Here is a 24619-nt window from a genome sequence, read left to right as displayed (position 1 = left end):
CGTTCCGGTTCACAGGCACCTTTCAGGAGGACACGTTCATGACGCCCGGTGGGAACCGCGGCTGGCTGCTCCGCCTCGTCATCGCCTTCAGCTTCGCGCAGGGGGCGGTGTCGATGGCCCGGCCCGCCGTCTCCTACCGGGCGCTGGCGTTGGGCGCGGACGAGCGGGCGATCGGTGTGATCGCGGGTGTGTACGCGCTGCTGCCGCTGTTCGCCGCCGTCCCGCTGGGCCGCCGCACCGACCACGGCCGCTGTGCGCCGCTGCTGCCCGTCGGCGTCGTGCTGATATCGGGCGGCTGCGCGCTGAGCGGCCTCGCGAACTCCCTGTGGGCGATGGCGGTCTGGAGCGGGGTGATGGGCCTCGGCCACCTCTGCTTCGTCATCGGCGCCCAGTCGCTCGTCGCCCGCCAGTCCGCCCCGCACGAACAGGACCGCAACTTCGGCCACTTCACCATCGGCGCCTCCCTCGGCCAACTGGTCGGCCCGATCGCCGCGGGCGCGCTGATCGGAGGCCGGGACATGGCGGGCACCAGCGCGTTCGCCCTGCTGGTGGCGGGGGCGGGTGGCGCGGTCGCGCTCACCTCGCTGTGGCGCATAGAGAGCCGTACGACGGCCAAGTCCCGCAAGGAGCAAGGCGAACGGGTCCCCGTGCGGCGCATCCTGCGGGCCCGGGGTGTGCCCGCCGGCATCTTCATCAGCCTCGCCGTGCTGTCCGCGACCGACATCCTCACCGCCTACCTCCCCGTGGTCGGCGAGCACCGGGGCATCGCGCCGTCGGTGATCGGCCTCCTGCTGAGCCTGCGCGCGGCGGCCACCATCGCCTGCCGTCTGGTCCTGACGCCCTTGCTGCGACTGCTCGGCCGCACCCTGCTGCTGACCGTGACCTGTCTGCTGGCGGCCCTGCTGTGCGCCGGGATCGCGCTGCCGGTGCCGGTGTGGGCGCTGGCCCTGATGCTGGCGGTGCTGGGCTTCTGCCTCGGCGTCGGCCAGCCGCTGTCCATGACGACGGTCGTCCAGGCGGCCCCCGACGGCGCCCGCTCCACCGCCCTCGCCCTGCGGCTGACCGGCAACCGCCTCGGCCAGGTGGCCGCACCGGCGTCGGCCGGGCTGGTCGCCGGCCTCGCGGGGGTGGCGGCGCCGTTCGTGATGCTGGGGGCGCTGTTGCTGCTGTCGGCGGGGGTCGCGCTGCGCGCGCCCGGGCGGCCGGAGGGGCCCGCAGCGGCCGTACGGGAGCGGCCGAAGCGCCCGCGATTGGGCCGGACGAGCGATATTTGACGACGCGCCGGGCGTCGTGCGGCGAGTCGCCGTGCACGTGAAGGAGAGTCAGGCGAAAGAGCGATTTGTATGAAAATCGTCTGAATCTGAGGAGCGTGCATGCCCAGCCTGACACCCTCACGAACCTTCCGCGCCCGCGCGGGCGCCACAGTCGTCCTCACCGCCCTCGCCGCGGCGGGCGCGTCGTGGGTGGCGGCGCCGACCGCGTCGGCCCAAGGGGAGAACGGCGACATCAGAATCCACCGCGAGGGAGTGCCGTTCGGGGTCTCGAAGGACGACCCGGTGGTCTGCCGGTTCTACCTCGACGCGGTCAACTTCGACATCCTCGCCTCGATCGCGTACACCATCACTCCGCAGCCTCCGCTGCCCACCGCAGCCACCGTCACCGGCACCATCGCGCTCGCGGGCGGCGCCGGTCACACGGACGTGCTGGGGCTGGCGGACGGGCAGTACAAGATCACCTGGGTCGTGACGGGCCACCCGCCGAAGGAGAAGGTCTTCCGCGTCCGTTGCCACGACGACAGGCACGACGGGCACCACGGTCCGCGTGGGCACATCGAGGACCACGGCCACAACGAAGGCTGGGGACGCGGCGACCACGGCGGCCCGAAGGGCGGTGTGCACGCGGGCGGCGGCGGCCTCGTCGACACCGCGGCCGCGTACGCACCGGTGACGGCCGCGGCAGCCGTGGGCCTGGTCGCCGTCGGTGGCACCGTGTACGTCCGCAGGACCCGCCGGCGGCCCGATGGTGCCGCGTAGGCGCAGACGCAGGCCCTGGCACCGGACCCGCGCCTACCGCCTTGCCAGGACGGCCATGCTCACGGTCGTCCTGGTGCTGGTGGTGTTCCGCTGTGACGGACACGGCACGCCGACCGCGCCGGAAGGAGACCACGGCCCCGGCTCCCTGGCGGCGGGCCCGGCCCACGCGGCCTCCTCCGCCGAGCCGACGCCTCCACCCCGCCCCCTGCCGCGCTCGAGGCCGACGTCCCTGCGCATTCCGTCCCTGGGCATCGACGCGCCGATCATGGGCCTCGGACTCGACGGCAACCGGGAGTTGGAGACGCCACCCGTCGACAACCCGAACATCGTCGGCTGGTACAGGGGTGGCCCCACACCGGGCGAGCCCGGCACCGCCGTCGCCGTCGGCCACCGCGACACCACGACCGGCGCCGCCGTGTTCGCCGGACTCGCCTCGGTCAAGCGCGGCAAGCAGATCGAGGCGCGGCGCGCGGACGGCCGTACCGCCGTCTACACCGTGGACAGAGTGAAGGTCTACGACAAGGCGAGCTTCCCCGACAAGGAGGTCTACGGCCCGGCCCGGCGCCCGGAACTCCGGGTGATCACCTGCGGTGGCCTGTTCGGCCGGCGTACGGGATACACCAGCAACGTGGTGGTCTTCGCGCACCTGACCGCCACGAAGTGACCGGACCCTTCCCCGGCCCGGCACATTCCGTTAACTTCCGTGACTCACGGGCCCGTACGACCCGCACGAGGCCTTCGGACACACGGAGCACCGGCGCTCCGGACAGCCCCCGGGGGCGGCAACGTCATGACACGAGCCATCTCTCTGCACGACGTGAGCAAGACCTATACGCGAGGCGTCCGGGTCGTGGACCGGCTCTCGCTGGACATCGAGCCCGGCGAGTTCCTCGTCCTGCTCGGCCCCTCCGGCTGCGGCAAGTCCACCGTGCTCAGGATGATCGCCGGTCTGGAGGACATCGACGAGGGCGAGCTGCTGCTGGACGGCGAGTACGCCAACGACCTGCTGCCCGCCGCCCGGCAGATGGCGATGGTCTTCCAGAACTTCGCCCTCTACCCGAGCATGACCAGCCGCGACAACATCGGCTTCCCGCTGCGCATCGAGGCACCCGGCGCGGACCCGCGCCCCCGCGTGGACGCCACCGCCCGCATGCTGGGCATCGAGGACCTCCTCGACCGCTTCCCCGCCCAGCTCTCCGGCGGCGAACGCCAGCGCGTCGCCATGGGCCGGGCCATCGCCCGCCACCCCACCGCGTTCCTGATGGACGAGCCGCTGTCCAACCTCGACGCCAAGCTCCGCAACCACCTGCGCGCCGAGATCTCCGGCCTCACCCGGAAGCTGGGCGTCACCACGGTGTACGTCACCCACGACCAGACCGAGGCGATGTCGCTCGGCGACCGGGTCGCCGTCCTGCGCGGCGGCGTCCTCCAGCAGGTCGGCACCCCGCGCTCGGTGTACGCCCTGCCCCGCAACGTCTTCGTCGCCGCCTTCATCGGCACCCCGCGCATCAACCTGCTGCGCGGCGTCGTACGCGCCCCGCTGGACGGCGCGATGACCATCAGCCTCGGCAAGCAGTACCTCCGCCTGCCCGAACCCCTGTCCCTGGACCACCAGTTGCTCCGTGTCCAGCAGGGCCGCGAGGTCATCGTGGGCCTGCGCTCGGAGGCGGTCCGGATCGCCAAGCCCGCCGCCGCCCGCCCCGGTGAGGTGCACATCACCGGCCTGGTCGAGCATGTGGAGTTCCAGGGACACGAGGTCCTCGTCCACTTCAACACCGGCTCCCGCCCCGCGCTCGTACCCGACCTGGAGGCCCCACGCCCCGTTCCTCCGGTCCGGCGCCGCCGCCGTGACGCCGGCACCGTGCTGGACCGGCTCCGCGGCCGGGCGGGCGCCCTGCGCGCCGGGCCAGTGGTGACGCTGGAGCATCCGGCCGACGCGGCCCCCGAGCCGGCGCCGCCCGAGGGCCGCCTGCCCGGCGACCTGATCGTCCGCACCACCCCCGACTTCGACCTCCGGCACGGCATGCAGGTCCCGCTCCTCGTCGACATCGCCCACCTGTTCGTCTTCGACCACCACGGCGAGCGGATCTGCCCGGATCCGGCCCGGCTGCCCGATCTGGAGGAGTGAAATACGCCGGGTATGGCTAGCTATGGGCCATGAACGTGCACTTCACCCGAACTCGGGCCGTCCTCACCACCGTTGGCCTCCTCCTCGCCGTCGCCGCGCCGACCGCGTACGCCACCCTCGACGACACTGACGCACCCGCCGCCGCCGAGCCGCGGCGCGGCGATCCGTACATCGAGACCCAGCTCTTCTTCGGCACCGCACGCCCCGACGGCGGTCCCGCCGTCACCGACCGGCAGTTCATGGCCTTCGTCGACAAGGAGGTCACCCCGCAGTTCCCGGACGGGCTCACGATCCAGTCCGGGCGCGGGCAGTGGCGGGACGTGAACGGCGCGATCGAGAAGGAGCGGTCGTACGAGTTGATCCTGCTGTACCCGCAGGCGGAGGCGCGGAGCAGCGACCACAGGATCGAGGAGATCCGCCGGGCCTACGAGAAGGCCTTCGGCCAGGAGGCCGTGGGGAGGGTGGACGACGAGGCGCGCGTCGACTTCTGATGTCATGGGGCTGTCTGGCGCATAAAAACTAACGCCGCTAGTTTATGAGCCGGACGACGACGGCCGGACGACGAGCCGGCCCGCCCGGGAGGAAGCGCGAATGAAGGCACACGACGGCATGTACATCGACGGCGCGTGGCGCCCCGCCGCGGGCCGGGACGTGATCGAGGTGATCAACCCGGCCGACGAGCAGGTGGTCGGCCGGGTCCCGGCCGGCACCGCCGAGGACGTCGACACCGCCGTACGGGCCGCCCGCGCCGCCCTCCCGGGCTGGGCCGCGACCCCGCCCGTCGAACGGGCCGCGCGGCTGGCCGCCCTCCGGGACGTCCTTCAGGCCCGCAAGGACGAGATCGCCGAGACGGTGACCGCCGAGCTCGGCTCGCCGCTGAAGTTCTCGCAGGGGGTGCACGCGGGCGTGCCCATCGCGGTCGCGGGCTCCTACGCCGAGCTGGCGGCGACGTACGCCTTCGAGGAGAAGGTCGGCAACTCGACCGTCCACCACGAGCCCATCGGTGTGGTCGGCGCCATCACGCCCTGGAACTACCCGCTCCACCAGATCGTCGCCAAGGTCGCCCCGGCGCTCGCGGCGGGCTGCACGGTGGTGCTGAAGCCCGCCGAGGACACCCCGCTGGTCGCCCAGCTCTTCGCCGAGGCGGTGAACGAGGCCGGTGTCCCCGCGGGCGTCTTCAACCTGGTCACCGGCCGCGGCCCGGTCGCGGGCCAGGCGCTCGCCGAGCACCCCGGCGTCGACCTGGTCTCCTTCACCGGTTCCACCGCCGTCGGCCGGCAGATCGGCGCGGTGGCCGGGGCGGCGATCAAGAAGGTCGCCCTGGAGCTGGGCGGCAAGTCCGCCAACGTCATCCTGCCCAGCGCCGACCTGGCCAAGGCGGTCAACGTCGGCGTCGCCAACGTCATGTCCAACTCCGGACAGACCTGCAGCGCCTGGACGCGGATGCTCGTGCACCGGGATCAGTACGACGAGGCCGTGGAGCTGGCCGCGGCCGCCGCCGCGAAGTACGGCGAGCGCATCGGCCCGGTGGTGAACGCCAAGCAGCAGGAGCGGGTGCGCGGCTACATCGAGAAGGGCGTCGCCGAAGGGGCACGACTGGTCGCGGGCGGCCCCGAAGCGCCGCGCGAGCAGGGCTACTTCGTCAGCCCGACCGTCTTCGCCGACGTCACGCCCGAGATGACCATCGCGCAGGAGGAGATCTTCGGCCCGGTCCTGTCGATCCTGCGCTACGAGGACGAGGAGGACGCGCTGCGCATCGCCAACGGCACGGTCTACGGCCTCGCGGGCGCCGTCTGGGCGGGCGACGAGGCGGAGGCGGTGGCCTTCGCGCGCCGTATGGACACGGGGCAGGTCGACATCAACGGCGGCCGCTTCAACCCGCTCGCTCCCTTCGGCGGCTACAAGCAGTCCGGTGTGGGCCGCGAACTCGGTGCGCACGGCCTGGCCGAGTACCTCCAGACCAAGTCCCTCCAGTTCTGAGGCCCGTTCCAGGGTTTCCCAGGTCCCCCAAGGTTCCAAGGGAGTCGCTCCTCATGGCCGTCCGTGCCGCCGTCCTGCCCGCCATCGGTGCCCCGCTCGAAGTCACCGAGATCGACCTGCCCGACCCCGGCCCCGGCCAGGTCCGCGTCCGCCTCGCCGCCGCCGGCGTCTGTCACTCCGACCTGTCCCTGTCCAACGGCACCATGCGCGTCCCGGTCCCCGCGGTCCTCGGCCACGAGGGCGCCGGCACGGTCGTGGCCGTGGGCGAGGGCGTCACCCACGTCGCGCCGGGCGCCGGAGTGGTCCTCAACTGGGCGCCGTCCTGCGGCAGTTGCCACGCCTGCTCGCTCGGCGAGGTCTGGCTGTGCGCCAACGCGCTGAACGGCGCCGCCGACGTCTACGCCCGTACCACGGCGGGCACCGACCTCCACCCCGGCCTGAACGTCGCCGCCTTCGCCGAGGAGACGGTCGTGTCGGCCGGCTGCCTCCTGCCGCTCCCGGACGGCGTCCCGCTCACCGACGCCGCCCTGCTGGGCTGCGCCGTCCTCACCGGCTACGGCGCCGTGCACCACTCCGCGCGGGTCCAGCCGGGGGAGACGGTCGCGGTGTACGGCGTCGGGGGAGTGGGCCTCGCCGCCCTGCAGGCCGCCCGGATCGCGGGCGCGGCGAAGATCGTCGCGGTCGACGTCTCCCCCGAGAAGGAGGAGCTGGCCCGCGCGGCAGGGGCCACCGACTACGTGATCGCCTCCGCGGACACGGCCCGCGAGATCCGCGCCCTCACCGGCAAGCAGGGCGTCGACGTGGCCGTCGAGTGCGTGGGCCGCGCGACGACGATCCGCACGGCCTGGGACTCCACCCGCCGCGGCGGCCGCACCACGGTCGTCGGCATCGGCGGCAAGGACCAGCAGGTCACCTTCAACGCCCTGGAGATCTTCCACTGGGGCCGCACCCTCTCAGGCTGCGTCTACGGCAACTCCGACCCGGCCCGTGACCTGCCGGTACTGGCCGAGCATGTCCGCGAGGGCCGCCTGGACCTGGGCGCGCTGGTGACGGAACGCATTGCCCTGGAGGGCATCCCGGCGGCCTTCGAGAACATGCTGGCGGGCAAGGGCGGCAGGGCGCTGGTGGTCTTCTAACGCCCCCGCCCACGCACCCCGGCCTCCGTGCGAGGCCGGGGTCCGAGGCATGTCCGGACCCCGTTCTGTGTGCCACGTACAGGTAAAAGTCCTGATGCTCGACCCGTTGACGTCCATACCGTCCGGTCAGTACGTTCCCCGGAACCTGAACCACCCCCCGCTCCGTCCCCCGCACCCACCCGGAGTGTGCAGTATGGACACGGCCCCTTCCGCCGAGCCGCTCGCCACCACCGCTCCCGCCGTAGGCAATCGTCGCCGCGTAGCCACCGCGGCGGCCCTAGCCTCAGCCGTCGAGTGGTACGACTACTTCGTCTTCGGCATCGCCGCCGCTTTGGTCCTCGGCGACCTGTACTTCCCGTCCGGCAGCCCCACCGCAGGCGTCCTCGCCTCCTTCGCCACCTTCGCCGTCGGCTTCCTGGCCCGCCCGCTCGGCGGCATCGTCGCCGGCCAGCTCGGCGACAAGCGCGGCCGCAAGCCGATGCTGGTCCTCGCGCTCACCCTCATGGGCCTCGCCACCACCGGCATCGGCCTGCTCCCGACGTACGACACGATCGGCGTCGCCGCGCCGATCCTGCTGGTCCTCTTCCGCGTGCTGCAGGGCATCGCCGTCGGCGCCCAGTGGGGCGGCGCGATGCTCATGGCCACCGAGTACGCCCCCGAGGGCAAGCGCGGCATCTACGGAAGCTTCGTCCAACTGGGCGTCCCCATCGGCGTGGTGACCGCCAACACGGTCTTCCTGCTGGCCGGAGCCTTCACGACCGATGCCGCGTTCGCGTCCTGGGGCTGGCGCGTGCCGTTCCTCGTCGGCCTGTTCGTCCTCGTCCTCGCCTGGTACATCCACACGCGCGTCGAGGAGACCCCGGAATTCCGGGAGGCGGAGAAGAAGCTGGCCGAGCAGGAGAAGACCGAGCAGTCCTCCCCGCTGCGCACGATCCTGAAGGGCCACCTCGGCACCGTGCTCCTGGCCGGCGGCTCCTTCGCCGTGAACACCGCGACCTTCTACATCATCATCACCGGCGTACTCGACTACACCACCCGCGAGCTCGGCATGAAGAAGAGCGCCGTTCTCACCGTCTCGCTCTGCATCAGCCTCACCCAGCTGATCCTGATCCCGGCGGCCGCCGCGCTCTCCGACAAGATCGGCCGGATCCGCATCTACGCGATCGGCGCGGCCGGCATCGGCCTGTGGGCCGTACCGCTGTTCCTGCTGATCGACACCGGCTCGCTGCTGTGGCTGGCGGTGGGCACGTTCGTCGCCAGCTGCTTCCTCAGCATCATGTACGGCCCCCAGGCGGCCCTGTTCGCCGAGCTGTTCACGCCCGAGATGCGTTACACGGGCGCCTCCCTCGGCTACCAGATCGCGGCCGTGCTCGGCGGCGGCCTCGCCCCGTTCGTCATGGTGCTGCTCCTGGAGGCCACCGGTACCTCGATGGCGGTGTCCGGCTACATCATCGGCCTCGCGGTGATCGCCCTGCTGTCCATCAAGGTCCTTGCGGACAGGGCGCGGTCACGCTGATTCCCGGGTCTGCTCGGGTTGTGGCGCCGCTGCCACGACCCGAGCGGAACGGTTCCGGGACCGCGACACGGCGACCCCGGCCAGACACAGCGCCCCGCCCGCCAGGGTGAGCGGTCCTGGCGCCTCGCCCAGCGCCAGCCACGACATCAGCACGACAAGGGCGGGCACCGCGTACGTGGTCGCGCCCATGCGGCTGGCGGTCGTGCGGGCCAGGGCGTACGCCCAGGTCGTGAAGGCGAGCGCCAGTGAGAAGACGCCCAGATAGACCAGGTTGAGGGTCGCGGACAGGGAGGCGTCGGCCGCGTCGTCGATGAGCTGCCCGCTGAACGGCAGGCAGAGGACCGCCCCGACCAGACACCCGAACGTCGTCACCTGGAGCGGGCTCCCATGGCCCAGGGCCGGCTTCTGTGCCACCACCCCGCCCGCGTATCCGACCGCGGCGAGCAGGCACAGCACCACCCCGAGCACCGAGGACCCGCCCCCGCCCGACATCGACAGACCCACGGTCACCGCCCCGGCGAACGACACCGCCATCCCCGCCAGCAGCCGCGGCGGCATCCGGTCGCCGAGCAGCCGGGCACTCAGCAGCGCGATGAGGAGGGGCCCGATGTTCACGACGAGCGCCGCCGTACCGGCGTCCACCTGCTGCTCGCCCCAGTTCAGCACGACGCTGTAGAACCCGAACCACAACAGCCCCGATATCGCGATCCCGGGCCAGGCCGCCCGAGGCGGCACCCCCTCCCGCCGGACGAGGCAGATCCCGGCCAGCACCACGGCCCCGACGACCAGCCGCCCCAGCGCGAGCGCGCCCGGCGAGTACTCCTCACCCGCGCTGCGGATGGAGACGAAGGCGGAGGCCCAGAGAACGACGGTGACGGTGGCTGCGCCGGCGGCGAGCAGTTCGGTGCGGCGGGCGGGGGAGGGGTTCATCATGCTCCAGAGGCTAGGAAGACAAGGGTTCGCAAGCTCGCGGATTTCGGACGGGGCCATGGCCGTCCGCGGATGAGTGAGGGGCGCTCAGCACAGCGTTGCCTGATCCATGCCCAGGAGCTCGTACAGGGCCCGCTCCCCCGACGCGGTCACCTTCACCGCCCGCTCCGAACCGATCCGCACGCACCACCCCGCATCCAGCGCATGCCGGCACAGGGCCGCCCCGGCGACCCCCGCGAGATGAGGACGGCGCTCCGTCCAGTCGAGGCAGGCACGGGCCAGCGGGCGGCGACTCGAACGGTCGAGGCCGATACCCGCGCTGTCGAACCAGTCCAGCCCCGCGTCCGTGAGGGCGAACCCCATGTCCTGCCGCAACAGCCCCCGCGCGGTCAACGCGTCGGTGACCGCGATGCCGAGCCGCCCGGCGAGATGGTCGTAGCAGGTGCGTCCCCGCGCCATCGCGGACCCGGCGCTGGACTCCCGTAGATTCCGGGGCCGTTGGACCGCACCCGGAGCCACTTGCGCCGCCAGGTCCTCCACCAGCTGCGCCACCCGCGCGTCGGCGAGGCGGACGTAGCGGTGCCGCCCCTGCCGCTCCTCGGCGAGCAGCCCGCCCGCGACGAGCTTGCTCAGATGCTCGCTCAGCGTCGACGCGGCGACCCCGGCGTGCCGCGCCAGCTCACCTGCGGTCCAGGCCCGTCCGTCGAGCAGCGCCAGCAGACAGGCGGCCCGCGTCTCGTCGGCGATCAGCGCGGCGAGCCGGGCCAGCTGGGGCGCCTGGGGATCCCTGGTGGTCATGGACCCCAGCATGGGCCACGGACACTTCGGCGTCCGCCGAACCGTGGCTAGCCGGTGCGCCCGACCTGCTCGTACTGTCGGGCGAGGCCGTCCAGCAGCGCGGTCAGGCCCGTCTCGAAGGCCCGCTCGTCGATCTTCTCCTGCTGCTCGGCGAGGAGGTGGGCCTGTCCGAGGTGGGGATAGTCGGCGGGGTCGTACGCGCTCGCGTCGTCCACGAAGCCGCCGGCGAACGAGCCGAGCGCCGAGCCCATGATGAAGTACCGCATCAGCGCGCCGATGGAGGTGGCCTGGGCGGGCGGCCAGCCCGCGGCGACCATCGCGCCGTAGACGGCGTCGGCGAGGCGCAGCCCGGCGGGGCGGCGGCCGGGGCCCTGGGCGAGGACCGGGACGATGTTCGGGTGGTCGCGCAGGGCGGCCCGGTAGGAGACGGCCCAGTCGTGCAGCGCGGTCCGCCAGTCGCGGCCGTCCTCGAACATCGACAGATCGACCTGGGCGCTGACCGAGTCGGCGACCGCCTCCAGGATCTCGTCCTTCGTGCGGAAGTGGTTGTAGAGGGACGGCCCGCTCACCCCGAGCTCGGCGGCGAGGCGGCGCGTGGAGACGGCCGACAGGCCCTCCGCGTCCACGAGTTCGCGAGCCGTCTCGACGATCCGGTCGTAGCTGAGGAGGGGCTTGCGCGGTCGGGCCATGGCGCACATAGTAGGGCTGCCGAACAGAAACTAGCAGTGCTAATTTAAATGTACGGCTTTCAATGTACGGCTTCCCCCGGCCGCCGTGCGCGGGGCTGGCCACCGTCTGTGGGGGTGACTCGGCATGAACCTGGGGCTCAGCGAGGAGCAGACCGCCGTCCGGCAGCTCGCGAGGGACTTCGTGGACCGCGAGATCGCCCCGCACGTGGTCGAGTGGGACCGTGCCGAGGAGGTGGACCGTTCGATCGTCAAGAAGCTCGGCGAGGTCGGCTTCCTGGGCCTGACGATCGACGAGGAGTACGGCGGCTCCGGCGGCGATCACCTCGCGTACTGCCTGGTCACGGAGGAACTGGGCCGGGGCGACTCCTCGGTGCGCGGCATCGTGTCGGTCTCCCTCGGCCTGGTCGCCAAGACCATCGCCGCCTGGGGCAGCGAGGAGCACAGGCGCCGCTGGCTGCCGGGCCTCACCTCCGGCGAGTACGTCGGCTGCTTCGGCCTCACCGAGCCGGGCACCGGCTCCGACGCGGGCAACCTCGCCACGCGGGCGGTGCGCGACGGCGACGACTACGTGATCAACGGCACCAAGATGTTCATCACGAACGGCACCTGGGCCGACGTCGTCCTGCTCTTCGCCCGCTCCACCGACGCGCCGGGCCACAAGGGCGTCTCCGCCTTCCTGGTCCCCACCGACACCCCCGGCCTGACCCGCCGCACCATCCACGGCAAGCTCGGCCTGCGCGGCCAGGCCACCGCGGAGCTGGTGCTCCAGGACGTACGGGTGCCCGCGGCGGCGATGCTGGGGAAGGAGGGCAAGGGCTTCTCGGTGGCGATGTCGGCCCTGGCCAAGGGGCGGATGTCGGTCGCCGCGGGGTGCGTCGGCATCGCCCAGGCCGCGCTGGACGCGGCTGTCCGGTACGCCGGCGAGCGCGAACAGTTCGGCAAGTCCATCGCCCACCACCAGCTCGTCCAGGAGCTGATCAGCGACATCGCCGTGGACGTCGACGCGGCCCGGCTGCTGACCTGGCGGGTCGCCGACCTCATCGACCGCGGGCAGCCCTTCGCCGTCGAGTCCTCCAAGGCCAAGCTCTTCGCCTCCGAGGCCGCCGTACGCGCGGCCAACAACGCCCTCCAGGTCTTCGGCGGTTACGGCTACATCGACGAGTACCCGGCGGGCAAACTCCTGCGCGACGCCCGGGTGATGACCCTCTACGAGGGCACGAGCCAGATCCAGAAGCTGGTCATCGGGCGGGCGCTGACGGGGGTTTCGGCGTTCTGAGTACCGGGGTGAGTACAACAGCGGATGTGTCCGCCGCCATAACCGCCGACCCTCTTCCCCATGAGTGACACACCGGTCAAGCAGCAGAGCACGGCCGCCTTCTACGGCCAGTCCGTCGCATCCTTCGCGATCGCCATGGCCGCCACCGGCATCGGCATCTACCAGCTGAGCGCCGACGCCTGGGTGCGGGGCTTCCTCGCGATCGCGGTCCTCTACCTGGTGACCTCGGCGTTCACGCTGGCCAAGGTGATCCGGGACCGCCAGGAGGCCGGGCAGATCGTCAGCCGGGTCGACCAGGCGCGGCTGGAGAAGCTGCTCGCCGAGCACGACCCCTTCGAGAAGATCTGAGCCCCGAGAAGCCCAGGGCCTGCGGTCGGGGCCGGCCCCTCCGCGCCGGACGCCCTAAGCGCCCGCTCAGTATCGGCGGTATGGTGGTTCCTCTGTCAGCGAGAGGGGCGAGTGAGCGATGAGTACGGCGGAGGAGACGGCCGGCGGCGACACGTCGGCGTGGGGTGAGGTCACGCCCGACGCGGCACGGCGGCTGCTGATCGCCGCCGTGGAGGCCTTCGCCGAGCGCGGCTACCACGCCACCACGACCCGTGACATCGCGGGCCGCGCCGGCATGAGCCCGGCCGCGCTCTACATCCACTACAAGACCAAGGAAGAGCTGCTCCACCGCATCAGCAGGATCGGCCACGAAAAGGCACTGGAGATCCTGCGGACGGCTTCCCGGCGCGAGGGCACGGCGGCCGAGCGGCTCGCCGACGCGGTGAGCTCCTTCGTCCGCTGGCACGCAGGCGGGCGCACGACCGCCCGGGTCGTGCAGTACGAGCTGGACTCGCTCGGCCCGGACGCCCGCGCCGAGATTCTCGCGCTGCGCCGACAGTGTGACGCCGAGGTGCGCGCGATCATCGAGGACGGTGTGGCGGCCGGCGAGTTCGACGTGCTGGACGTGAAGGGCACGACGCTCGCCGTGCTCTCCCTGTGCATCGACGTGGCCCGCTGGTTCAACGTCGACGGCCCCTGGACGCCCGACGAGGTCGGCGCGCTCTACGCCGACCTCGTGCTGCGGATGGTGGGGGTCAAGTAGCCGCCGGGCCCCTCGGGCGTGGAAGCGGGTCAGACGTAGAAGCGGGCCACCGACTCGGCCACGCAGACCGGCTTGTCCCCGCCGTCGCGCTCCACGGTGTAGGCGACGGTCAGCTGGGCGCCGCCGGGTACGTCCTCGACGTTGCTGATCTTCGCGGTCGCGCGCAGTCGCGAGCCGACCGGCACGGGGGAGGGGAAGCGGACCTTGTTGGTGCCGTAGTTGACGCCCATCTTCACGCCCTCGACCCTCATCAACTGGGGTCCGAAGAGCGGCAGCAGTGACAGCGTGAGGTACCCGTGGGCGATGGTGGTCCCGAAGGGGCCGGCGGCCGCCTTCTCCGGGTCGACGTGGATCCACTGATGGTCGCCGGTGGCCTCGGCGAACAGGTCGATCCGCTTCTGGTCGATCTCCAGCCAGTCGGTGTACCCCAGCTGCTCGCCCACCGCCGCCTTCAGGTCGTCGACGGAAGTGAAGATCCTCGGCTCTGCCATGTTCCCGGCCTCTCGCGTCGCGGTCCCGCAATGTCTAAGCGACTGCTTAGCATGGTCGGGTGCGAGTCCTATGTCAACGGAACGGGCGTGCGACGCGGTCGGTAGTCTCTGAGGAGTGCCCCAGATCCCCGAGAAGATCCACGAGCTGACCGTCGGCCAACTGTCGGCGCGCAGCGGCGCCGCCGTCTCCGCCCTGCACTTCTACGAGTCCAAGGGCCTGATCAGCAGCCGCCGCACCTCCGGCAACCAGCGTCGCTACACCCGTGACACCCTCCGCCGGGTCGCCTTCGTCCGGGCCGCGCAGCGCGTCGGCATCCCGCTGGCCACGATCCGCGAGGCCCTCGCCCGACTCCCCGAGGAGCGCACGCCCACCAACGAGGACTGGGCGCGGCTGTCGGAGGCGTGGCGCTCGGAACTGGACGAACGCATCAAGCAACTGAACCGCCTGCGCGACCACTTGACCGACTGCATCGGCTGCGGCTGCCTCTCCCTCGACACATGCGTCCTGTCCAACCCGGACGACGCCTTCGGTGAACGCCTGACGGGGTCGCGCCTGCTGGCGGAGCCGGGAGGTCGACAGAAGGGGGGACAATGAGTTCGGGGCTCCGGCTCGTACGGCGGCCGCGGGTTGTGTGTGGCGGGTCGCGCCTGCGCGGCGGAGTCGCATGCCGGTACAGCCTCGCGCCCCAGCGGTGCTGCAGCGCAGTCGGCGGTCAGGCCCGACCTGGCCTCCCTCACGACGAGCGCCGGGACTCCCACCCGTAGTGGACCAGCCCCGCCGCCACCAACTGCGCGTTCGACCCGGCCCGTTCCCCGTCCGGCAGGACCAGCGTGTCCTCCAGGCCGATGCGCGTCGCCAGCCCCAGCCGCCCCGCCAGCCGCAGCACCGGCCACGCTCCCGCGTCCTCCCCGTGCAGCAGCACCGGACGGCCGAACGCCGAGCCCAGGTCGGCCAGCAGTGCTCGCGCTGTCTCCTCGGCCGACTCCGCGGACCTGTCCGTCACCTCCGCCAGCACCCGCAGCACCCTCGGCCCCAGCGGTGAGGCGGCGAACCGTGCCGCTCCATCCGTGCCGGACCAGATGCCCGCCTCGACGCCCACGCCCTGGTCGATCAGCGCCGCCGCCACCTCCTCGGCGCCCGGCTCATGCCAGTTGACCGAGGCGTGGTCGGGGAGGACCGGGAGCGTCGACCAGCTCCGTATCCGCTCCAGCCGGGCCGCCGCGTCCGGTTCCGCCCACGCGCCCGTGGTCACCCCGACCGGCACCGGCACCCGGGCCCGTATCGCCTCCAGCGTCGGCGCGAGCACCCGCGGCGACAGACTGTCCTTCCCGCAGGGTGTCTTGGGGTGCACATGGATGTCCGTGGCTCCGGCCGCGACCGCGGCCGCGGCGGACTCGGCCATGGCCTCCGGCGAGAGCGGCACCGCGGCACCGTCGCCCGCCCCCCGAGGCCCGTTCAGACACACCTGGATCATGTCTCGATGGTGCCAGCCACCACTGACAACGGCAGACGGGAAGAACGGGCAGGCATCGAACCGGCCCCCGGCGAAAGGGGGGTGCGGCATCCCCGGCGCACCCCCGTCGTACTAGGCGGACATCAGCAGCCGCCGTTCACGCCGTGACGCCGCCAGCGCTTCGGGCGTGAGAACCGGACGCGGCACCACGATTCCGCAGTCCGTGCAGACCGGACCCGACGACGGTTCATGGGCCAGGTCGTACTTGTAGATCAGCCGCTCCCCGCCGCACACCGGGCACTCCGAACCCGGTTCGCGCTCCAGCGCGGAGATCAGCCGGCGCAGCACCACGGCCAGCGGTTCTTGCGGGTGGACCCGTGGGTCGTCGCACCAGGCGACCCCGAAGCCGCCCCAGGTCAGCCGGTGCCAGTCGTCCACGGTGCCCGGCCTGCGCAGTCCGTCGTGCTTCTCCTTCTTGCGTCGCTCGGCGAACTCGACCTCGTAGGCCAGCCAGACCGAACGCGCCTCCTCCAGCTCGTCCAACGCGGCCACGAGCCGCGCCGGATCGGGGGACCGGTCCTCCGGACCGAACCCTGCCCGGGAGCACAAGTGGTCCCAGGTCGCCCTGTGCCCGTAAGGAGCGAACCGCTCAAGGCACTTACGCAGCGAGTAGCGCCGTAGCGCCAGATCGCACCTCGGGTCTCGCACCTGTCTCGCCAGACTCCGGAAACCGGCCATCGCCCTGCACCTCCGTCACACCTGCACCTGTACTTCGGTCACTTCGGCGTCGCCGCACGGACTTCGCGCGACGTTGACGAATAGACGTATCGACAAGCGATTCGGCTCCATTCGTTTTCCGATGACCTCCATAGCGAGCCCTGGTGACTCCAAAAAGTGACGCATGTTCACCTTCAATCCCGGGGATACCGCCGGTAACATCCGGCCCACCCTCGTCGGTAGGAGCTGCCATGCCACGGCGTACCCCACGCAACGCCCCAGACAGAGTGAGAACTCCCGACCGATTCCCCGGGTTCCTGAAGACGGCATCCATATGCGCCTTGATTGCCGGTCTTTTGTCGCCACTTTCCCAAGCCGCCACCGCGCCCGAGGCGTCAGCGGCCGAGGCGGCGGCCGCCGACCACTGCGGGAACCAGTGTTCCGACATCCTGCCGCCGGGCCAGAACGGCAACGCCACCCTCGCCCAGATCCTGGCCAACCAGGCCTTCGGCAGTATGCCCGAGCACGCCTCGGACCAGCTCGGCCCCTACGCCAACCTGGCGAAGGGCTACTCCGGCCTCACCAACGCGACGATCAACAACTTCTTCAACGACGCCTCGTTCGGCGTTCCGTCCGATCAAGTCGCCTCCACTCTCAAGCCCGCGGGCCGCAGTGATGTGACGATCGTCCGTGACAAGAAGACGGGCGTACCGCACATCACCGGTACCACCAGATACGGCACGGAGTTCGGCGCGGGCTATGCGGCCGCCCAGGACCGGCTGTGGCTGATGGACGTCTTCCGGCACGTCGGACGCGGTCAGCTGACGTCGTTCGCCGGTGGCGCGCCTTCCAACCAGGGCCTGGAGCAGGAGTTCTACCGTCACGCGCCGTACACCGAGGCCGATCTGCAGGCCCAGATCGACAACGCCGTGGCCGCGGCGGGCGACCGGGGCAAGCAGGCCCTCGCCGACGTGAACGCCTACATCGACGGCATCAACTCCTACATCGACGCCTCCGACAGCGGCCGCTACTTCCCCGGCGAGTACGTCCTGACCGGTCACAAGGACTCGATCACCAACGCCGGCAAGATCGAGCACTTCAAACCCACCGACCTGGTCGCGCTTGCGTCCGTGATCGGCGCCCTGTTCGGCTCCGGAGGCGGCGGCGAGGTCAACAACGCCCTCTCCCTGCTCGCCGCCCAGGAGAAGTACGGAGTTGCCGAGGGGACGAAGCTCTGGGAGTCGTTCCGCGAACGCAACGACCCCGAGGCCGTCGTCACCCTCCACGACAAGAGCTTCCCGTACGCCACCAAGCCCGACGACCCGCAGGGCGAGGCCCTGCCCGACGCCGGTTCGGTGACCGAGGAGCAACTCGTCCACGACCGTACGGGCAGCGCGTCCGGCTCCGCCGCGAGCACCGCCTCCACCACGGCGGCCCGGACCGCCATGAGCTCGGCCAAGCGGGGCATGTCCAACGCCTTGGTCGTGAGCGGCGAGTACACCGCCAGCGGCCACCCGGTCGCCGTCTTCGGTCCGCAGACCGGCTACTTCGCGCCCCAGCTGCTGCTGCTCCAGGAGATCCAGGGCCCGGGCATCAGCGCCCGCGGCGCCTCCTTCGCCGGCCTGAGCATGTACGTCGAACTCGGCCGCGGCCAGGACTACTCGTGGAGCGCGACGACCTCCGGCCAGGACATCATCGACACCTACGCCGTCGAGCTGTGCCAGGACGACTACCACTACCTGTACCGCGGCACCTGCACGGCGATGGAGAAGGTCGAGCAGAAGAACGCCTGGAAGCCGACCACCGCCGACAGCACCCCTGCGGGCTCGTACACGATGCGGGTCTGGCGCACGAAGTACGGACCCGTCACGCACCGAGCGACCGTCGGCGGCAAGAAGGTCGCCTACACGACCCTGCGCTCGTCCTTCATGCACGAGGCCGACTCGATCATCGGCTTCCAGATGCTGAACGACCCGGACTACGTCAAGGGCCCGGAGGACTTCCAGGAGGCGGTGCAGCACATCAACTACACCTTCAACTGGTTCTACGTCGACTCCGAGCACACCGCCTACTACAACAGCGGCGACAACCCGGTCCGGGCGACCGGTGTCGACGCGGAGTTCCCGGTGTGGGCGCGGTCGGCGTACGAGTGGCGGGGCTGGGACCCGGCGACGAACACCGCGCAGTACACCCCGCCGTCGGCCCACCCCAACTCCATCGACCAGGACTACTACATCTCCTGGAACAACAAGCAGGCCAAGGACTACACGACCGCTCCCTGGGGCGACGGCTCGGTCCACCGCGGCAATCTGCTGGAGAACCGGGTGAAGAAGCTGGTCGCGGCGGGCGGGGTGACCCGGGCCTCGCTGGTGAAGGCCATGGCGGATGCGGGGCTGGCCGATCTGCGTGCCGAGGACGTACTCCCGGACCTGCTCAAGGTCGTCAACAGCTCAACCGTGACCGACTCCACCGCCGCGGCGGCCGTCAGCAAGCTCCAGGCCTGGATCTCGGCGGGCGCCAAGCGCACCGAGACGTCGGCCGGCTCGAAGACGTACGCCGACGCCGACGCGATCCGCATCCTGGACGCCTGGTGGCCGCTGCTGGTCAAGGCCGAGTTCGAACCCGGCCTCGGGAGCGAGCTGTACGCCGCGATGACGAACAACCTGCCCATCGACGAGTCCCCGTCCGCCGCGCACGGCCCGACCGGCTCGCACGCCGGAAGCTCCTTCCAGTACGGCTGGTGGAGCTATGTCGACAAGGACATCCGGGCCGTGCTCGGTGAGTCGGTGCAGGGCCCGCTCGACCGGAAGTACTGCGGCGGCGGCAGCCTCAGTGCCTGCCGGGACATCCTGATCAGCACACTGAAGGAGGCGGCCGGCAAGACCGCGGCCCAGGTCTATCCCGGCGACGACCAGTGCTCGGCGGGCGACCAGTGGTGCGCCGACTCGATCGTCCAGCGCACCCTGGGCGGCATCAAGCACTCCAGGATCAGCTGGCAGAACCGGCCGACGTATCAGCAGGTCGTGGAGTTCACGTCACACAGGTGACGATCAGTGGTCGGCGGCGGGCCGGTCGATGCGGCCCGCCGCCACCACCACCTGCGCGAGCTCCCGGTGCACGATGTCGCTGTGGGCTCCCGCCGGCGGTCCACCACGTCTGACGACGGACGCCGCGTCGATGTTCACGCATCCCGACGTGGGCAGCTCCGCCTTCAGCGCGTCGGCCAGCTTCAACGACCGCGTGCCCGGCACCGCCTGCACCCCGTCGTGCCCCATCGCCCCCCACTTGTCCCCCAGCATCCGGCCGATGTCCAACGCCGCGATCCCACGCGCGTCCCCCGCCATCCGGGAGGCCAGCGGATACATCGTGGACAGGGCCGAGTCGTGCCGCGAGTAGCAGCACACCAGCGGTCCGTCGATCCGGTTGTGCTGGCCCTCCAGCACCCCGCCCGCCCGCGCGTCATGCGGCAGCCGGGACGCGAACGCGTAGTGCGAGAAGGCGCCTTGGAGCAGCGTCACGGACTTCACCGACCGCACGCCCTTCGGCAGCCCGCGCAACGCGAACGACACCAGCCGCGCGCCGAAGCTGTGCCCGACGAGATGCACCCGCACCTCGGGCGAGCGCGCAGCCAGCTGCCCGATCACCCGGCCGAGCCCCCGCTCACCGACCGTCCCCGCGCGCCGCTTCATGGCGTAGTACGTCGCCTGCCGCAGCAACTCGTGGGCACCCTCCCACGGGTTCGGCAGCGAGAAGGCGGCCGCACCCTCCGGCGCTCCGTCCGGCGCCTCCAGATGCGTCAGCGCCTGCGCGAACTCCTCGCACACGGCGGCGGTGGACGCCGAGAACATGTCCGGCGAGCTCTCCGGCACCCCCTCCGCCAGCGTGTCCGCCGCGAACAGCACCTGCGGCCCCGGCGGCACGATGTCCACCAGCATCCGCACCAGCCGCCCGAACTCCTCCAACTCGGCTTCCTCGCGCGGCTGCTGGTCCAGCAGCCGCGCGATCTGGTCGATCACGGTCGCCCGTCCCGGGAACGTCTCCAGCAGCGCGTGCCGCGAGTCCTTGTCGAGCACGGGGCGGCGAGGCATCTCCGCCGCCACGGCACGCGGGAAGTCCGGGATCGGCTCGTCCGAGAACCGCATCGACGGCCAGACCACACCCACGTACCCGATCCTCGCCGCCGGCGCGAGCCGCGGGATCGGCGCGAAGAAGCGGTCGTAGAGCCGGGTCGCCCCCGAGCGATCGCTGTTCCAGCCGTGCGCGAAGACGATCAGATCACGGACGTGGTGCTTCGCCACCCCGGCCAGCAGCCGGTCCCGCCTGCCCGCGTCCGGATCCCCGTCCGCGTCGAAGGTCAGCTCCCAGTAGGGATTCACGCTCACTGGCGGATTCGCCATCACAGGCCCCCTCGTCCCCCGTAGTGGTGCGACACGGGCGCATCGTCCTGCTACCGGGCGCGAATGGCCATACGTCGTCACTCATCCGGGGCACATGAGCGGGGCGCTCATTTGTACAGCAGGTACTCCCCGCGCATCCGCCGGAACGCCGCGAGCTCCTGCTGCCAGCCCGCCACCACCTCGTCGGCGCTCGCGCCCGCGTCGATCATCGTGCGCACCCGCGTGGAGCCGGTGAGCTTGTCGATCCAGTTGTCGGGGCGCCAACCGAAGCCGCTCCAGACCTTCTTGGCGGTCACGAGCAGGGCGATCCCGGTGCGGACGGGGTCGTACGCGGCCCGGTCGTGCACATGGATCTGTACGCCGCCGACGGTCCTGCCCTGGAACTTCGAGAACGTGGGCGCGAAGTACGCCTCCCTGAAGTGCACGCCGGGCAGGTCGAGTTCGCTGACGGCGGCCGCCCAGCGTCCGTCGATGCCCTCCGCGCCGAGCAGTTCGAACGGCCGGGTCGTCCCGCGGCCCTCCGACAGGTTCGTGCCCTCGAAGAGACAGGTCCCCGAGTACACCAGCGCGGTGTCCGGGGTGGGCATGTTCGGGCTCGGCGGCACCCAGGGCAGGCCCCAGGCGTCGTAGAACTCGGACCGCCGCCAGCCCGTCATCCGTACGGTCTCCAGGGCCACCGGGGTGGTCAGGAACTCGCCGTTGAACAGCAGCGCCAGCTCCGCGACCGTCATGCCGTGCGCCTGGGAGACGGGTTGGCGGCCGACGAACGTGGCGAACTCCTTGTGCAGCACCGGGCCCTGGGCCGCCCGTCCGGTCACCGGGTTCGGCCGGTCGAGCACGACGAAGCGTTTGCCGGCGAGCTGGGCTGCCTCCATGCAGTCGTAGAGCGTCCAGATGTACGTGTAGAAGCGGGCGCCCACGTCCTGGATGTCGAAGACGATCGTGTCCACACCGGACGCGGTGAAGATGTCGGCGAGGGGGCGGCCGCTCTTGAGGTACGTGTCGTAGACCGGGAGACCGGTCGCGGGGTCGTCGTAGCGGCCCTCGGAGCCGCCTGCCTGGGCGGTGCCGCGGAAGCCGTGCTCGGGGCCGAAGACGGCCTCCAGGTTCACCCTGTCGTCGGCGTGCATGACGTCTACGATGTGGCGGGCGTCGCGGGTCACTCCGGTGGGGTTGGTGACGATGCCGATGCGCTGGCCGCGCAGGGGTGCGTATCCGGTTGTGACGAGGTTCTCGAAACCGGTGCGTAGGTGCCTGCGGCGCTCGGCACCGGAGGCCTCGGAGGCCGTCGTGAGTGAAGCTGCTGCCGTTGTCGCTGCGAGTAGGGCTCGTCTGGATAGGCGCATGGGGGGCACGGTATTGCTCCCGCAGGTTGGGGGGAAGGTGCCGGTGGTTCGTGGCTTGTCGCGCCCGCGCGGCGGAGCCGCATATCGACACAGCCCGCGCCCCTTGGTGGCGTCGCAGCCGCCCTTCCCAGCAACATACCGACCGGTTAGTCTGATCGTCGCAGGTGAGCCGAAGTCGAAGGAGACCGATGGTGGAAGCCGTTCAAGGTACCGGAGTCGTCGTTACCGGGGCTGGGGGTGGCATCGGGGCCGCTCTGGCCCGGCGCTTCGCCGCCGAAGGGGCCCGGGTGGTCGTCAATGACCTGGACGGCGGGAAGGCCTCCGCCGTCGCCGACGAGATCGGCGGCATCGCCGTCCCCGGAGACGCCTCCGCCATCGTCGCCGACGCCCGTGACGCCCTCGGCGGCACCATCGACGTCTACTGCGCCAACGCCGGCGTCGCCTTCGAGGGCGGGGAGGCCGGATCGCTGGACGAGAAGGCCTGGTCGCTGTCCTGGGACGTCAACGTCATGGCCCACGTCCGCGCCGCCGACGCCCTCCTCCCGGCCTGGCTGGAGCGGGGCAGCGGGCGGTTCGTCTCCACCGTCTCCGCCGCCGGGCTGCTCACCATGATCGGCGCCGCCCCCTACGCCGTCACCAAGCACGGGGCGTACGCCTTCGCCGAGTACCTGTCGCTGACGTACCGCCACCGTGGGATCAAGGTCCATGCCATCTGTCCGCAGGGTGTGCGTACCGACATGCTGGATGCCACCGGCAGTGCGGGGGACCTGGTGCTCAAGCCCACCGCCATCGCGCCGGAGGACGTGGCGGACGCCCTGTTCAAGGGCATGGCGGAGGACCGCTTCCTGATCCTGCCGCACCCCGAGGTCGCCGGGTACTACGAGGCGCGGGCCGCCACGCCCGACCGCTGGCTGGCGGGCATGAACCACATCCAGCAGAAGTGGGAGGAGGCCAGGTGACCGAGTCCCGCTACGCCGCCAAGCCCTGGCTGGCCCTGCTCAGCGACGCCCAGCGCGCCCCGATCGACCCGGCCGACACCCTCGTGCACGCCCTGCGCCGGGTGGTCGCCGAGACACCGGAGCGCACCTTCCTCGCCTACTTCGACGGCCGGCTGACCTACCGCGAGGTCGACGAGCTCAGCGACTCCCTCGCCGGGCACCTCGCCGCCCGCGGCCTGGAACGCGGCGACCGGGTGGCGATCCTGCTGCAGAACACCCCGCACTTCGTGCTCGCGCTGCTCGGCGCGTGGAAGGCGGGGGCGATCGTGGTGCCCGTCAACCCGATGTACAAGTCGGGGGAGGTCGGCCACGTCCTGCGGGACGGTGACGTGGCCGCGCTCATCTGCTCCGACCGGGCCTGGGAGTCGTACCTGCGCGAGACGGCGGCCGGGTCGCCGGTGCGGATCGCGCTCACCGGCTGCGAGTTGGATTTCCAGACTCGCGACGACGCGCGCGTGCTGACCTTCGAACGGCTGCCGCAGCCCGACGACGCCGAGGACCTCGCGGCCGTCGCGCGCGCCGGGCACAAGGCGCCGGAGGGCCGTGACCTCGGTCCGTCCGACATCGCGCTGATCAGCTACACCTCGGGTACCAGCGGCACTCCCAAGGGCGCCACCAACACGCACGGCAACATCATGTACAACGCCGAGCGGCAGGCGACCGGACTGGAACTGCCCGAGGCGCCCGTCTACTTCGCGTTGGCGCCCCTGTTCCACATCACCGGGATGGTCTGCCAGCTCGGCGCCTGTCTCGACAGCGCGGGCACCCTCGTGCTGGCGTACCGCTTCGAGGCGGGTGTCGTGCTCGACGCGTTCGCCGAGCACGGGCCGCACTACACCGTCGGCCCGTCGACCGCGTTCATGGCGCTGGCCGCCCACCCGGCGGTCACCCGGGACCACTTCGCCTCCTTCCGGATGATCTCCTCCGGCGGCGCCCCGCTGCCGCCCGCCCTGGTGGAGAAGTTCCGGGCGGGCCTCGGACCGTACATCCGCAACGGCTACGGCCTGACCGAGTGCACCGCTCCCTGCGCCTCCGTCCCGCCCGGCCTGGAGGCCCCCGTCGACCCGGTCTCCGGCACGCTCGCCGTGGGGCTGCCGGGGCCCGAGACGGTCGTACGCATCGTCGACGACGCCGGCCAGGAGGTCCCCTTCGGCGAACAGGGCGAGATCCTCGTACGCGGCCCGCAGGTCGTCCCCGGCTACTGGCGGCGCCCCGACGCCACCGCCGAGACCTTCCCGGACGGGGAACTGCGCACCGGCGACATCGGCTTCATGGACGCCGACGGCTGGCTGTACGTCGTCGACCGCAAGAAGGACATGATCAACGCGTCCGGCTTCAAGGTCTGGCCGCGCGAGGTCGAGGACGTGCTCTACACCCACCCGGCGGTGCGCGAGGCGGCCGTCGTCGGGGTCCCCGACGGGTACCGCGGGGAGACCGTCAAGGCGTACATCAGCCTCCGTCCGGGTGCGGAAACGGACCCCGACGCACTCGCGGCGTACTGCAGGGAGAGACTGGCCGCCTACAAATATCCGCGACAGGTGGAGATCCTGCCCGACTTGCCCAAGACGGCAAGTGGGAAGATCCTCCGTCGGGAACTTCGTTCCCGCGTGACCGAAGGCTAGACAGCAGGTCTGCCGGAC

General features: G+C 71.3%; 23 protein-coding genes. 15 read left to right on the top strand and 8 right to left on the bottom strand.

Features of this window, described 5'->3' with window-relative positions; all coding sequences use genetic code 11:
• The first annotated feature begins 38 nt into the window (after nt 1–38).
• From ACIREI_RS17480 to ACIREI_RS17445, 8 genes are all read left to right on the top strand, one after another.
• Nucleotides 39–1274: an MFS transporter gene (locus tag ACIREI_RS17480; RefSeq protein ID WP_403333506.1), complete on the top strand. Its 1236-nt coding sequence runs from the start codon at nt 39–41 to the stop codon at nt 1272–1274.
• A 99-nt stretch (nt 1275–1373) separates the two neighbouring features.
• Nucleotides 1374–2033, top strand: coding sequence for a hypothetical protein (locus ACIREI_RS17475; RefSeq protein WP_403333504.1), 660 nt, complete (start codon nt 1374–1376; stop codon nt 2031–2033).
• Nucleotides 2020–2697: a class F sortase gene (locus ACIREI_RS17470; RefSeq protein WP_403333502.1), complete on the top strand. Its 678-nt coding sequence runs from the start codon at nt 2020–2022 to the stop codon at nt 2695–2697. The genes ACIREI_RS17475 and ACIREI_RS17470 overlap by 14 nt, the downstream gene beginning before the upstream one ends.
• Before the next feature lie 126 nt (nt 2698–2823).
• Nucleotides 2824–4161, top strand: a complete 1338-nt coding sequence (locus ACIREI_RS17465) for an ABC transporter ATP-binding protein (protein WP_403333500.1) — start codon at nt 2824–2826, stop codon at nt 4159–4161.
• 29 nt (nt 4162–4190) lie between these two features.
• Nucleotides 4191–4652 (top strand): DUF3574 domain-containing protein, encoded by a 462-nt coding sequence (locus tag ACIREI_RS17460; protein WP_403333498.1) that lies wholly within the window; start codon nt 4191–4193, stop codon nt 4650–4652.
• Between the two features lie 100 nt (nt 4653–4752).
• Complete coding sequence (locus tag ACIREI_RS17455; protein WP_403333496.1) at nt 4753–6141, top strand: aldehyde dehydrogenase family protein; 1389 nt, start codon at nt 4753–4755, stop codon at nt 6139–6141.
• 53 nt (nt 6142–6194) lie between these two features.
• The gene (locus ACIREI_RS17450) at nt 6195–7277 is read left to right on the top strand and encodes a Zn-dependent alcohol dehydrogenase (protein ID WP_403333494.1); all 1083 of its coding nucleotides are present in this window, start codon (nt 6195–6197) and stop codon (nt 7275–7277) included.
• A gap of 193 nt (nt 7278–7470) precedes the next feature.
• Nucleotides 7471–8793 carry an MFS transporter gene (locus ACIREI_RS17445; RefSeq protein ID WP_403333492.1) on the top strand — a complete coding sequence of 441 codons (1323 nt, stop codon included), beginning with the start codon at nt 7471–7473 and terminating at the stop codon, nt 8791–8793.
• On the opposite strand, the gene ACIREI_RS17440 is transcribed toward ACIREI_RS17445, so the two are convergent.
• The 3 genes from ACIREI_RS17440 to ACIREI_RS17430 all read right to left on the bottom strand — a co-directional run bounded on the left by ACIREI_RS17440 (nt 8785) and on the right by ACIREI_RS17430 (nt 11210).
• Nucleotides 8785–9726: a DMT family transporter gene (locus ACIREI_RS17440; protein ID WP_403333490.1), complete on the bottom strand. Its 942-nt coding sequence runs from the start codon at nt 9724–9726 to the stop codon at nt 8785–8787. The two genes, ACIREI_RS17445 and ACIREI_RS17440, sit on opposite strands and share 9 nt — an antisense overlap.
• A gap of 84 nt (nt 9727–9810) precedes the next feature.
• Nucleotides 9811–10521 carry an ArsR/SmtB family transcription factor gene (locus ACIREI_RS17435; protein ID WP_403333488.1) on the bottom strand — a complete coding sequence of 237 codons (711 nt, stop codon included), beginning with the start codon at nt 10519–10521 and terminating at the stop codon, nt 9811–9813.
• Nucleotides 10522–10568: 47 nt separating this feature from the next.
• Nucleotides 10569–11210 carry a TetR/AcrR family transcriptional regulator gene (locus tag ACIREI_RS17430; protein WP_403333486.1) on the bottom strand — a complete coding sequence of 214 codons (642 nt, stop codon included), beginning with the start codon at nt 11208–11210 and terminating at the stop codon, nt 10569–10571.
• Nucleotides 11211–11334: 124 nt separating this feature from the next.
• Between ACIREI_RS17430 and ACIREI_RS17425 the strand changes: the two genes are divergently transcribed.
• The 3 genes from ACIREI_RS17425 (at nt 11335) to ACIREI_RS17415 (ending at nt 13576) form a co-directional block, all read left to right on the top strand.
• Nucleotides 11335–12486, top strand: coding sequence for an acyl-CoA dehydrogenase family protein (locus ACIREI_RS17425; RefSeq protein WP_403333484.1), 1152 nt, complete (start codon nt 11335–11337; stop codon nt 12484–12486).
• Nucleotides 12487–12546: 60 nt separating this feature from the next.
• A complete protein-coding gene (locus tag ACIREI_RS17420; RefSeq protein WP_302001851.1) occupies nt 12547–12834 on the top strand; it encodes a YiaA/YiaB family inner membrane protein in 288 nt (95 codons plus the stop codon).
• A gap of 118 nt (nt 12835–12952) precedes the next feature.
• Nucleotides 12953–13576: a TetR/AcrR family transcriptional regulator gene (locus ACIREI_RS17415; RefSeq protein ID WP_403333482.1), complete on the top strand. Its 624-nt coding sequence runs from the start codon at nt 12953–12955 to the stop codon at nt 13574–13576.
• A 29-nt stretch (nt 13577–13605) separates the two neighbouring features.
• On the opposite strand, the gene ACIREI_RS17410 is transcribed toward ACIREI_RS17415, so the two are convergent.
• Complete coding sequence (locus ACIREI_RS17410; RefSeq protein WP_403333480.1) at nt 13606–14067, bottom strand: MaoC family dehydratase; 462 nt, start codon at nt 14065–14067, stop codon at nt 13606–13608.
• 115 nt (nt 14068–14182) lie between these two features.
• Here ACIREI_RS17410 and soxR point away from each other — a divergent pair, with 115 nt between their 5' ends.
• The gene (soxR, locus tag ACIREI_RS17405) at nt 14183–14662 is read left to right on the top strand and encodes a redox-sensitive transcriptional activator SoxR (protein WP_403333478.1); all 480 of its coding nucleotides are present in this window, start codon (nt 14183–14185) and stop codon (nt 14660–14662) included.
• A 139-nt stretch (nt 14663–14801) separates the two neighbouring features.
• On the opposite strand, the gene ACIREI_RS17400 is transcribed toward soxR, so the two are convergent.
• Nucleotides 14802–15542: a 3-keto-5-aminohexanoate cleavage protein gene (locus ACIREI_RS17400; protein ID WP_403333475.1), complete on the bottom strand. Its 741-nt coding sequence runs from the start codon at nt 15540–15542 to the stop codon at nt 14802–14804.
• A 111-nt stretch (nt 15543–15653) separates the two neighbouring features.
• Entirely contained in the window at nt 15654–16259 is a 606-nt protein-coding gene (locus ACIREI_RS17395; RefSeq protein WP_403333473.1) for a hypothetical protein, read from the bottom strand.
• Nucleotides 16260–16489: 230 nt separating this feature from the next.
• Here ACIREI_RS17395 and ACIREI_RS17390 point away from each other — a divergent pair, with 230 nt between their 5' ends.
• The gene (locus ACIREI_RS17390) at nt 16490–19285 is read left to right on the top strand and encodes a penicillin acylase family protein (protein ID WP_403333471.1); all 2796 of its coding nucleotides are present in this window, start codon (nt 16490–16492) and stop codon (nt 19283–19285) included.
• Between the two features lie 3 nt (nt 19286–19288).
• Here the strand turns inward: ACIREI_RS17390 and ACIREI_RS17385 are convergent, their stop codons facing one another.
• Both ACIREI_RS17385 and ACIREI_RS17380 read right to left on the bottom strand, forming a co-directional pair.
• Nucleotides 19289–20635, bottom strand: coding sequence for a serine-threonine protein kinase (locus ACIREI_RS17385; protein ID WP_403333469.1), 1347 nt, complete (start codon nt 20633–20635; stop codon nt 19289–19291).
• A 107-nt stretch (nt 20636–20742) separates the two neighbouring features.
• A complete protein-coding gene (locus ACIREI_RS17380; protein WP_403333467.1) occupies nt 20743–21981 on the bottom strand; it encodes an exo-beta-N-acetylmuramidase NamZ domain-containing protein in 1239 nt (412 codons plus the stop codon).
• A gap of 188 nt (nt 21982–22169) precedes the next feature.
• Here ACIREI_RS17380 and ACIREI_RS17375 point away from each other — a divergent pair, with 188 nt between their 5' ends.
• Together ACIREI_RS17375 and ACIREI_RS17370 are read left to right on the top strand one after the other, a co-directional pair.
• A complete protein-coding gene (locus ACIREI_RS17375) occupies nt 22170–22940 on the top strand; it encodes an SDR family oxidoreductase (protein ID WP_403333465.1) in 771 nt (256 codons plus the stop codon).
• Nucleotides 22937–24601, top strand: a complete 1665-nt coding sequence (locus tag ACIREI_RS17370) for a class I adenylate-forming enzyme family protein (protein ID WP_403333463.1) — start codon at nt 22937–22939, stop codon at nt 24599–24601. The genes ACIREI_RS17375 and ACIREI_RS17370 overlap by 4 nt, the downstream gene beginning before the upstream one ends.
• Nucleotides 24602–24619 lie beyond the last annotated feature (18 nt).

Source organism: Streptomyces sp. NPDC093591, assembly GCF_044764885.1.
Lineage (GTDB): Bacteria > Actinomycetota > Actinomycetes > Streptomycetales > Streptomycetaceae > Streptomyces.
This window is presented reverse-complemented; position numbering and strand designations above follow the sequence as displayed.